2 protein-coding genes are annotated in these 3,573 nt (G+C 54.4%); both read right to left on the bottom strand.

Annotation, left to right across the window (positions count from 1 at the left end; genetic code table 11):
- Window positions 1-516, bottom strand: a 516-nt coding sequence (locus tag Q0140_RS07195; protein ID WP_297963323.1) for a tetratricopeptide repeat protein, incomplete at its 3' end; no start/stop codon positions are given.
- A gap of 57 nt (window positions 517-573) precedes the next feature.
- Entirely contained in the window at window positions 574-3,201 is a 2,628-nt protein-coding gene (locus tag Q0140_RS07190; protein WP_297963321.1) for a hypothetical protein, read from the bottom strand.
- Window positions 3,202-3,573: the final 372 nt, after the last annotated feature.

Below are 3,573 nucleotides of genomic sequence, written 5' to 3'. Positions count from 1 at the left end.
GGCTTTTGCATTATCTGCGCCCTCGTAAAGACGCGCTAAATTTAAGCACGCAGCCCAGCTATCCGCGATATCCATATCGCAACCGCGCACATAGTAACCTACGCCCTTTATAGCGTCTTTGCGCACGCCTCTGCCTCTGATATACGCAGAGCCCGCGTTACTGCAGCCTATCGCGTGCCCGTCATCGCAGGCTTTGTCGAACAGCTCCGCCGCCTTCGCCTCATCGCGCGGCATCCCCTCTCCGCTTTGATACAAAATGCCTAAATTTACGCACGACTCCACATCGCCGCCTTTGCAAGCTTTGACGTATAACGGCGCGGCCTTTAGCAGATCTTGCGGCACGCCCCAGCCATAATTGTAAACCTGCGCCAACGCCCCGCACGACTTCATATCGCCCTTATCGCAGGATTTTGTAGCCCAGCTTATATCGTCTGCGGTGATTTCAAAATTTTCGGCAAGCGCGAAATTTGCGGAAAGCGCCGCAGCGAGCGCTAGAACTGAAATTTTATTTTTCATTTTCATCCTTTTTGGTTTTTTAAGATCGCGCGCTAAGCCTAAGGCGCGGATTTACCGTTAAGGCGCAGTTTGATCGCTAGAGTTCGGGTTTGTTCTCGCACGCTCTTTGCTTTTTAGAGCCTCGTAAATTTCATCGACGCTGCTTAAATTTTGATCCAAAACCTCTCTCGCCTTTTTTAGCGTGCGTGCGCCAAAAATCCCATCCTGCCTCACTCCGATGCTTTTTTGGATATATAAAATTTTATCCTTTTGCATCGCAGCGGAATCCTTAGTCGCCCCGGAAGCGGAATTTGAAGCAGGGCTTTCAGAGCCGCTAGAGCTTGCACTCGTAGAATTTTCGTCTGCAGAATTTACGCCATCACTCGCGGAAGCGGAATTTTCGTCCTCAAAAAATGTAGGCATCCACCCTCGCAGCAGCCCTGCTGCGCCAGTTTTTGGTACGTAGCCCGTATTTGCCGCGCCTCCGTAGATTGCGCTAGCCAAAATGGCGCAGAGCAGAGCTTTGCAAAAGTGAGCAAACGCCGCGCCACCTCTGCCGCAGCGATATTCTCGCGGAATTTTACGAGCTTTTACAGCGCACCGCACTACGCTTGCCAGCCACAGCGCCATACCGCCTAACAGCCCCGCAGCAGCGATTGCCACGCCACATGCGAGTGCCCAAAAATAATGCTCCGCAAAGATCATCTCGAAGCAGCCCTCGCACGCCAGCGCAGCCGCTGCGATGAGTGCGCCTCCGCCTACGTACCACACTACGCGGTCATATCGCGGACTTAGCACGCCAAGCGCCCCAGCCATCGCTCCGCCCAAATCACGAGCGCATTGCTGCGAAATAAAGCCCTCGCAAACGCGCATAATCGCCGCGGCAAAACTCTGCGCGCAATCCTCGCGCAAAGAACGTGGGAAAAAGAATTTCTTTAATCGTGCAAAGGGCAAAATTTTAGAATTTGACGCAGTATCTTGCGTATTCGCGCGATTTTTAAATTTTGCAGCGGCTAGATTTTCGGAATTTATTGCGGCGGAGTCTATGGAATTTGTGGAATTTTCAGCACCCAAGGCGCTTAAATCTCGGTAATCTCGCTCGCCGCGTAATTCGTAAAGACCCTCCGCAGTGCGATCAGAAGTGTCACTTAAGCCTTCTTGCGAGCCGGCAAAATTAGATCCATTCTGCGCGAGAGCTTCGCTGCTTTGCCGCCTAGCCTCAAAATCGCCAGCAGAATTCTCTCCGCTTTCCGAAAGATCTGCCCCGGCAAATTTTATGCCGCCGCTCACTCCGCCTGCAAACCTGCCTTGCTCTCCGCGCAACCCCAGGCGATTATCTTCCGCGCCCATAGAATTCGCCGAAGCGTTCGCGAATTTCATGCCCGCAAATTTTACGCTCGCGCCGCCCTCGAGATTTTCTTTGCGAGAAGCGTCTTTTGCAAGGCTCAAAGCGTCGCGATCAGCCGCGCTGCGGGCAAAATTTGCAAAGTTAAAATGTCCATCCGCGCCGCGCAACTGCTCGAGATCTAGCGTCTCGTCGCGCAGCTTAGCACTAGCTAGGCGCATCGCCACATCCAGCGCAGGCTTCGCGCGAAATAGCGCAAAAAGGCTTTGCGCATCGTCCCGCCCTAGCCTAGCGGATGCGCTGCGCACCGCCGCAAGCTCCGACGCAAAAATTTCGTCAAAAAAGCTAGGTCTTACGAATGTCGCGCCACCGAAGCACGCCGCATCGTAAGCCTTGCCGCAGACGGCAAAACTAAAGCGCAAAAAATCATCCTCCGCGCTAAATACCGCTTCGCAGCTGCCCTGCACCGCTCGCAGCGAGCTTAGACGAAATAAAAGTCTGCGCGTAGCAAAGCCTACGCCCCTGCTGCATAAAAACTCCAGCAGCTCGCGCCCAAAAACCTGCGAGCTAGCGCCTATGCTGACGCTCGGGCGGGCATAAACGGATATTTTGCCGGTGCGAGTGAAATACCCGCGCCCATCGCAGTGCTCGCAGCGAAAATCACCCGCACCGCCGCACTTTTCGCAACGCAATCTGCCCGCACCGCCGCAAACGGGACAAATGCGCGAGCCGCTACCGCCGCAGCTAGCGCAGGGAATGAAGCGATAGCCCATAGAATTTGACGCAGAGCCTGCAGAATCGCCTCCAGAAAGGCCGCGCGCATGAGCGTCCGTAGAGCTTAATGCCGCACGGCTATAGCCACCGGCGCCCTTGCAAGTGGGGCAGATCAAGCGCCCGCGTCCGCCGCAGTTAGCGCATGGCGCCTTGCCCGCACCTTCGCAGGCTTTGCAGCGTCTCCTGCCCGATCCGCCGCAATGCTCGCAACGCAGCTGAACGTTAAAGGGCTTAAAATCGTGGAATTTTATGATCTGATCCGCATTCATAGCGGCTTTTTGGGGATCTGCACGCAGGCGTAGCATAAAGGCCTCGCTTAGCTCCGCATCAGTGCTTGCCGCGCGTAGGCACTCGCGCGCATGAGCCTCGAACTGCGCGACGTCAGCGAAATGCAGCTGTGCGCGCTCGCCGCCGCTTATCTGCGAGACGCTAAACTTGCCGGCGAAGTCGTAACGCACGCCAAGCCTCACGCTAAATCCGTAAAACTCGCGATCAAGCTCACGCAGATCGGCGCCGCCGCTACGCGCTAAAGCCCTGAGCCTAGCGACAAACGCCTCTGCAAGCTCCTCTTTATCCAGCTTGTCCATGATCGCTCCTTTCTTGCGGACGCGCCACAAAGCCGCGCCGCATAAATTTTAAAATTCCTTTATTGAAATCCTGCAAATTTTAGCATTTCATATAATTATACCGCGAAAGGGAATTTTAAAATTCCAAAATCTCACGCAGGATAGAATTTAACGTCATTGCGCGCCGTAAAATCTCGCTACAAATCAAAACTCTAAAATAGAGCTAGACGCAGAATTTCGCACTGCGGTGCGGCGACTTACATAACTGCCGCAACAAATACGGCGCGAACGGATCGCAAAACGGAGCCGCTAGGCATACAGCGCCCGAGCGGTAGCAGCGGGTATGCAAGACTTTAATTCCGCAGCAGCGCATAATTTGGCTCGCGATGATGC

The organism is uncultured Campylobacter sp., from assembly GCF_938045405.1.
GTDB lineage: Bacteria > Campylobacterota > Campylobacteria > Campylobacterales > Campylobacteraceae > Campylobacter_B.
This window is presented reverse-complemented; position numbering and strand designations above follow the sequence as displayed.